This window comes from Streptomyces sp. NPDC005195 (assembly GCF_040608315.1).
Lineage (GTDB): Bacteria > Actinomycetota > Actinomycetes > Streptomycetales > Streptomycetaceae > Streptomyces > Streptomyces kaempferi.
On sequence record NZ_JBEXHZ010000120.1, the window covers coordinates 1 to 7269 of the forward strand.

The 7269-nt window shown below is 68.4% G+C and carries 8 protein-coding genes; 6 read left to right on the plus strand and 2 right to left on the minus strand.

Annotated elements, in window-relative coordinates:
* Nucleotides 1-548 precede the first annotated feature (548 nt).
* The 4 genes from ABZV34_RS36080 to ABZV34_RS36095 all read left to right on the plus strand — a co-directional run bounded on the left by ABZV34_RS36080 (nt 549) and on the right by ABZV34_RS36095 (nt 2350).
* The gene (locus ABZV34_RS36080; RefSeq protein ID WP_356286491.1) at nt 549-803 is read left to right on the plus strand and encodes an FAD-dependent oxidoreductase; all 255 of its coding nucleotides are present in this window, start codon (nt 549-551) and stop codon (nt 801-803) included.
* Between the two features lie 170 nt (nt 804-973).
* Entirely contained in the window at nt 974-1420 is a 447-nt protein-coding gene (locus tag ABZV34_RS36085; RefSeq protein WP_356286473.1) for a helix-turn-helix domain-containing protein, read from the plus strand.
* A gap of 250 nt (nt 1421-1670) precedes the next feature.
* Nucleotides 1671-1967: a DUF1778 domain-containing protein gene (locus tag ABZV34_RS36090; protein ID WP_356286493.1), complete on the plus strand. Its 297-nt coding sequence runs from the start codon at nt 1671-1673 to the stop codon at nt 1965-1967.
* Nucleotides 1964-2350 carry a fic family toxin-antitoxin system, toxin component gene (locus ABZV34_RS36095; RefSeq protein ID WP_356286476.1) on the plus strand — a complete coding sequence of 129 codons (387 nt, stop codon included), beginning with the start codon at nt 1964-1966 and terminating at the stop codon, nt 2348-2350. The genes ABZV34_RS36090 and ABZV34_RS36095 overlap by 4 nt, the downstream gene beginning before the upstream one ends.
* Before the next feature lie 177 nt (nt 2351-2527).
* On the opposite strand, the gene ABZV34_RS36100 is transcribed toward ABZV34_RS36095, so the two are convergent.
* The gene (locus ABZV34_RS36100) at nt 2528-2929 is read right to left on the minus strand and encodes a tautomerase family protein (protein ID WP_356286479.1); all 402 of its coding nucleotides are present in this window, start codon (nt 2927-2929) and stop codon (nt 2528-2530) included.
* A 361-nt stretch (nt 2930-3290) separates the two neighbouring features.
* Nucleotides 3291-4115, minus strand: a complete 825-nt coding sequence (locus ABZV34_RS36105; RefSeq protein WP_356286482.1) for an enoyl-CoA hydratase/isomerase family protein — start codon at nt 4113-4115, stop codon at nt 3291-3293.
* A 349-nt stretch (nt 4116-4464) separates the two neighbouring features.
* Between ABZV34_RS36105 and ABZV34_RS36110 the strand changes: the two genes are divergently transcribed.
* Both ABZV34_RS36110 and ABZV34_RS36115 read left to right on the plus strand, forming a co-directional pair.
* Nucleotides 4465-5367 carry an alpha/beta hydrolase gene (locus tag ABZV34_RS36110; RefSeq protein ID WP_356286485.1) on the plus strand — a complete coding sequence of 301 codons (903 nt, stop codon included), beginning with the start codon at nt 4465-4467 and terminating at the stop codon, nt 5365-5367.
* Nucleotides 5368-5771: 404 nt separating this feature from the next.
* Nucleotides 5772-6863, plus strand: coding sequence for an alkene reductase (locus ABZV34_RS36115; RefSeq protein ID WP_356286488.1), 1092 nt, complete (start codon nt 5772-5774; stop codon nt 6861-6863).
* Nucleotides 6864-7269 lie beyond the last annotated feature (406 nt).

The window sequence follows — 7269 nt, forward strand, 5'->3', positions numbered from 1 at the left end:
CGCCGAGCGGGCAACGGCCGAACGAGCGAACCTGAAACCCCGTCAACCCCTCCTGACCAGCTGATCAACACCTCTCGCACAGCGGGGGAACCTCACGGCCGCACGACAGAGAAGCGGCCTCAGGAACGATCATCACGGACCCGACCTCACCCCCGCAGCAAATTGCGCAGCAGAGTCACCGCACAGACTCACGGCGCAGGCGGCCCGGCCCGGGGTTCTCGGGGGTCGCCTCAGCGTGAAGGTCCTGGGCGACGCGCTCCAGGTCGGCTCGATCCACGTCGCACATGCCCAGGGTGGTGCCGGCCTGGCCCGGAACGTCTCCGTGAGCAGCGGCCGACCTTGCCGATGGAGACACCAGCCAGAGAGACCGCCGCGTGCACGTCGTCTTGGACGTTCATCAGTAGACCCGCGTTCGGGTGTAGAGGTCTGCGCTGCTGGCTAGCGTGATGTCGTCCGCCCGCCGCACGATGAGAGGACTGCTGGTACCCGAGCTGGAAACGGGAGCTCGCCCGTGATCTGAGAAGGAGGCGTTCGTGAGCAGCGGGTCCGTGAAGCGGTCTGAACGTATTGCTGTCATCGGAGTAGGCATCCTTGGCGCCATCGTGGGCTGGAATCTTTCCCGGCACGGGGCCAACGTTGTCTTCATCGACGCAGGCCGACCGGGCGAAGGCATCTGGACCGCGACCAGGTGGTGGCACTGCTGTCCGCCGGCGACTGCACCGGCCAGGGCGAGCAGCCAGCCCCCCACCGTGAACGCCTCCTCTTCCAGACCCGCCCTCGTGGCCCGTCGTAGCCCCCGGTGAGGATCAACTCCGCGACACTGCGCAGGTTGCTTCTGGTGCGCCAGGAAGCTTCCCAAGCACACCCGAGCTCGTATCACAGCGGCCTTGGACGCTCGGGCAGAGCGGCCATGGCCACCCACTCGAACCGCATGGTTTAATTGTGCAACTAATGGTCTGGGAGGAGGGCGCACGTGCGCAAGACGGACCTCAGCGGGGTTTCGTGCCCTATCGCTCGCTCACTGAGCGACATCGGCGACTGGTGGTCATTGCTCATCGTCCGGGACGCCCTGTCCGGCATGACCCGGTTCAGCGAGTTCCAACGCAGCCTCGGGTGTGCCAAGAACATCCTCAGCGCCCGCCTGGCCAAGCTCGTCGAACGCGATGTGCTGACCCTTGCCCCGGCCTCCGACGGCAGCGCTTATAACGAATACCGGCTGACCGACAAGGGGAAGGCGTTGCGGGTCCCGCTCGTCGCGCTGCGACAGTGGGGTGAGGAGCATTTGTTCGATGCCGATGAGGAGCGACTCAGCCTCGTCGACAAGCGCGACGGCCTGCCCGTGGCCCGCCTCGAACTGCATGCCCAGGACGGCCGCGCCCTGGGCTCCGATGACGTAGAGACCCGCACCTCCGCCCCCTGATCCATCCCGCCTCACCGACACCGCACGGCCACCCGCCACCGGACCCTGGCTGCCAGCCTGGCGCTCTGCCATCCGCGGCAGGCATTGGAGCCCAGCCGGTCGGCGTTGGGTCCACGAAGCAGGCGTTCGAGCAGGAAGAGCTGCTGCCACCCCAGGCGGCGACTGCCCCTCCAGCGGCCCTGACGCGGCAGTGCTGACGGGGGCGTCCGTACTGACACCTCGACATGGTATCGCCGGTACCGTGGACACCATGTCGGCTCCCAAAGCGATGAGTCTGCGTTTTCCGGATCCTGCGCAGCGGGCGGCCATCGCGGCGGCCGCCAAGCAGACGGGGGTCAGCATGCAGGAGTACATCCTCTCGGCCGCCTACGAGCGTGCCACTGCCGTGGAGCGGCGGTTCCTGGAAGGCTTCAAGGCATCCATGGCCCGTAATGGCGCGGCGTGCGCGGCCGAGCCCGGCGGCATGGATCCCAGCGCTGACCAGCGGGCGGCCAAGCAGGAAGCGCGACAGGAAGTCGAGCGCCGGGAACGAGGCCACGCCGCGTGACTCAGCAGGGACCGCTCCGCCCGATCGACGTCACGTTCCTGCTACACGCCGCCGAACTCCTCGACGGCGATCCGCAAGTCGACGACTTCGCGCCGCTCTACGCCGCTGCCGCCCGGGTCAATGCCAGGGCGATGGAGCGCAACATCTACGGATCCCTCTACCTCAAGGCCGCCGCGCTGCTGCAGGCGTCGGCGAAACTGCCATGTCTGGAACACTCCAATGAAGCCTTCGCCTGGCACGCCACCGAGGCCTATTTGATCCTCAACGCCCGTGAGCTCGAGTACCCGCACAAGGCGGCCGTCGCGCTCGTGCACGACGCGCTCTCCGGAACGCTCGGCGTCGCCCGGATCGCACGCCAACTGCGCGACTGGACCGTTGCCTGATCCGCACCCATCCAGCGTCCACACGCGCCGAACCGTCCAGCAGTACGTCCCGCGGCGCAGAACAGTGCGCAATGCGGCACGGCGGTCGCCCGCCCGGGCCGCTGAGAGTCGGGATGCCGTCCTCAGCCGGAACGGGGTGCGGACAGGACGTCGAACTCGTGGCGAGGGACAGGAAGTTCACCAACGAGGTGCGCCCTCGGCGAGCTGAAGCTCCCCCCTGCCGAACGAGAAGCTCTCATTCGGAACCGGGATCAGCGCGATGAATACGTCGTCGGGCGAGATGTGAAGTGCCTCGACCACCAGCTTGTTGATGGCCGCGGCCACTGCTTTCTTGTCTGCGAGAGGTCGGTGGGCACCCAGTAGAAGCGTGATGATCACGGCGTCGCTGCTGCGCTGCATGCCCATGAAGGTCGGATCCAGGAACAGCTCGTTCTCGCCGTGTTCGCTGATCGTGATGAAGCGGTCACCCTCGGGGATTCCGAGTCCCTGTACCAGCGACTGGTTGAGCGCGTCGGCGAGTGCGCGCTTCTGTTCCGGTGAGTAACGGTTGGCGGGGATATGGGCATGGGAAACGGGCATGACAGGCGCCTTTCATGAATGCGGCGTCGAATTGTTTACGTACGAGATCCGATCGCTCAGGGGCGCGACACGGCCGGGCCTTCCGAACGATCACCATGAAGTCGGCCTCCACGGTCGGCGGCTGCGGAGTGCACGCCCCCTTCGGCCAGTGGAGGGGTCCGATTCGGCCTTGATGTCTTTGCAAGGGGGCGGTCGGATTGCCCGCGGGCGGCCGTCGGACCCTCCACCGCCCGGCTACGGCAAGGCTTGCCGATCCAGTACTGGAGCCGGTGGCGGCAGCCGGACGACCGCCCCACCGCCACCCACACGACCGTCCCACCGCCACCCATCAGTTAGACCTGGTCCCGCCCGCCGTGGCGCTTTACAGCTCGCCAAGTGCCGCACCGAAGTCGAGTTCGGTGCGGGAGCGTTCCTGCATCCCGCGCTGCATGAGGGCGCCGATCCTGTCAGCACTCGATGAGTCGCGTGCCAGGATCTGGAAGACGCCCGAGTCGACCTGGACATCTTCCTTGGGCGGGAGGCCGGCCGCGTTGATCCGGCGCTTTGCCAGCCGCACCGCGGCCTCCGGGAATGCCGCGATGCGCTCGGCGAGGCGCTCGACGTAGGGGATCAACTCCTGGTCCGGCAGCGCCTTGTTGACCACGCCGATGCGCTCGGCCTCAGTCGCGTCGAGGTCCTCGCATCCGAGAATCACCTGCATGGCCTGACCGCGGCCGGCGAGCCGGACGAGCTGCTGGACGGCTCCCGCGCCCGGGAAGAGGCCGGTGCCCACTTCGATCTGGCCGATCACGGCGCGATCGCGGGACGCGAACCGCATGTCGCACGCGTAGAGGAGCTCCGCCCCCGCGCCGCGGGCCCGGCCCTCGAGAACCGCGATGGTGACGGGGCGCGCCTCGCTGAGCCGGCGGTACAGCGCGCCGAGGCTGATGTCGTCGGGTCCGCCGGACGTCGCTGCCACAGCCGTGTACTCGGGGATCCGTCGAACGTCCACGTGCGGGATGAAGAAGTCGGGATCGGCGCTGCGAAGCACCACGACGCGTGCGCCGCCGTCGGCCTCCGTGTCGTCGAGCAGTGCGATCAGGTCCGCGACGAACCGTTCGTCGATCAGGTTGAGGGGAGGGTTGTCGATCGTGGCCCATAGGACGGTCTTGATCAGTTTCGTCTTGATTGTGTGGTAATTACGCATCCGATAGCACTCCTCACAGAATGTCCGTCCGTTGCAACATACAAGCAACGCGGTCTATGCTGACAGCACCGGTTTCAAGTTGCAACCAGAATCTCCCAGGGAGTCCCACCGAACCTCTCGATGCCGCCCGGGACCGGAATCACGCCGTACCCCCAGGTCACCCCCACACGGGCGCGCCCTGCGCCCGGCTGCTGACCGCCGCCGACGACGCCGCCCCCAGCAGGGCGCTGCTCCCTCGACGCACAGGCCGACTACACCAGGGCCGGCCGCCGTCCGGTGCAACGGGTCATCCGGGACGACGCCCCCGTCCTCCAGCCCACAAGGTCACTACCAAGCAAGGAAAATCACCATGGTCGAGCGCACCAACCAGCTCATCCACCTGCCCGACGAAACCGTGCTGCACGCCTGGCTGTTCCTGCCGGACGGCCCCGGCCCCCACCCCACCATCACCATGGCTCACGGCTTCGGTGGCACCAAGTACCACGGCATCGAACCGATCGCCCAAAAGCTCGCGGAAGCCGGATTTGCGGTCTCGCTCCACGACCACCGCGGCTTCGGCGACAGCAGTGGCGCACCCCGCCACGACATCGACCCCTACCAGCAGATCGAGGACTGGCGACGCGTCATCTCCCACCTCCAGAGCCTCGACGCCGTCGACGCAGACCGCATCGGCCTGTGGGGCTCCAGCTACTCGGGCGGACACGCCTTTGTCCTGGCCGCCACCGACCCAAGGATCAAGGCCGTCTACTCCCAGGTGCCCACCGTCAGCGGCTCCGAGACCGGCCGACGGCGCGTTCCGCCACACCTGACCCGCCAGCTCGAGGAGTCCTTCGCCGCCGACGAACTCGCCCAGGCCCAAGGCAAGCCACCGGCCACCCAGGCATTCGTCAGCGACGACCGGTCCACGACCGCGTCCTACCGCGCCACCGACGCCATCGACTTCTACCTTGGCCACAGCGCGCCCGAGGGGCTGTGGGAGAACAGCGTCACCGTCCAGTCCAACCGGCGTTTCAGGGCGTACGACCCCGGCCACTGGATCGACCAGATCGCCCCCACGCCCCTGATGATGCTGATCGCCACCGGCGACACCGTCGCCCCCACCGACTTGGCCCTGCGAGCCTACGAACGCGCCCTAGAGCCGAAGGAACTCGTCCTCATACCCGGCGGCCACTTCGATCCCTACCTCGACGGCTTCCAGACGAGCACCGACGCCGCCATCCGCTTCTTCCGCACCCATCTCCAGGCGCACTAGCCAGCCGGGGTGCCTGCCGCCGGCAACGCCTACCGGGCGCGCCCTGGGAGCGGAGCGCGCCGGGCACCCTCTGCACGAACTCGGCGGCACCACTCCCCGCTGCACGCGACCGACTGGCGGATCGTGTACCGCGGGGCACTGCCAGCCGTCGTCGAGGAACTGCTCACGTTCCTGGCCGCGCACGGCGCAAGCCCGTCCGAGCAGCACCCGCACGCCAGGGACAACGGCCGGATCACCGCCCACCGCGGCCCGCGCGCCCCGCACCCCCTGCGCGCACAGTGGCGGACCGCCCACCGTGCCGACGGCCGGACCCGCTACATCGACGAGAGTTCAGCCTGCGCCCCGCTGGACACATCCCCAAGAACACCGATCACAGCCGGCCGATGCCGGTTGGAGGGACCACCATGCCCAATTTGACCCATCAGCTCGCCCTGCCCGCCTTCACCACGCGCAACCGCGTGTTCATGGCGCCCATGACCCGCATGCGCGCCGCGCAGCCGGACGACGTCCCCACCGACCTCATGCGCGAGTACTACACGCAGCGCGCCGGCGCGGGCCTGATCGTCACCGAAGGCACCCAGATCAGCCCCGAGGGTAAGGGCTACCACGCCACCCCGGGCATTCACTCCGAGGAGCAGGTCGCAGGGTGGCGCCGTATCACCGACGCCGTCCACGGGGCGGGAGGCAGGATCGCCCTCCAGCTGTGGCACGTCGGCCGCATCACCCACCCCGCCGTCCACGGCGGCGAGCCGGGCGTCTCCGCCAGCGCCCTGCCGTTCAAGGGCACCACCAGGATCCAGGGCCCCGACGGCAACCTCATGTCCGTCGACGCGCCCACCCCGCGCGCCCTGGCCGCCGACGAACTGCCCCGCGTCGTCGACGACTTCCGCCGTGCGACCGTCAACGCCCGCGCGGCCGGCTTCGACATGGTCGAGATCCACGGCGCCAACGGTTACCTCCTCCAGCAGTTCATGTCCACCAGCAGCAACCACCGCGAGGACCAGTACGGCGGCAACCTCGACGACCGCGCGCGTTTCCCCCTGGAGGTTGTCGACGCCGTCGTGGACGCCTGGGATCCGGCCCACGTCGGCATGCGGATCTCCCCCCTGATCAAGGCTCGCGGCCTCGACGACAGCGACGGCCTGGAGATGGGCCTGCACATCGCCAGCGCACTCAACCGGCGCGAGTTGGGCTACCTCCACCTGGCCGAGCCCGACTGGGACGGCGGCCCGGAACTCGACGACGACTTCCGCATCAAGCTCCGCGAGGCGTTCGACGGCGTCATCATCGCCGCCGGCAACTACACCCCCGACAAGAGCGCCCGCATCCTGCGCGCGGGCTGGGCCGACGCCATCGCTTTCGGACGCCCCTTCATCGCCAACCCCGACCTGCCGCGCCGCCTCGCCGACGGGTCCCCGTTCAATGAACTGCGGGCCGAGGTCATCTCCGGCGGCGACGCCACCGGATACACCGACTACCCCGCCCTGATCGGCTGACCTGCTGACTGGCCATCACGGGTCCGCCCGGGCCTCCTGCCCGTACCCGCGTCCCCCCGCCGCCCGGCCGATCTTCCCCACGGCCGATGCGGGATCCTGATCTCCGGTCAACACAAGGGGCGTCCGAAGAACATAGGTGGCTTCGGACGCCCCGTTCGACTGTACGGGTCTGCAACTACTCGTCCTCGCCGTCGTCCGTCTCGTCGTCGCCGGAGCTCGTTGGTACAGGCAGTCGACCAAGACAGCTTGCACCGAAGGAGCTCCGTTGCCCCGTCATTGTGTCCAGCCGTCCGCGCTGACGGCCATCTTGCTTGCTCAGTTGGTGGTGAAGGCGGGGTAGTCGGTGTAGCCCTCGGCCTGACCGGCGTAGTAGGTGTTCCGGTCGCTGTCGGCCAGTGGGTGGCCC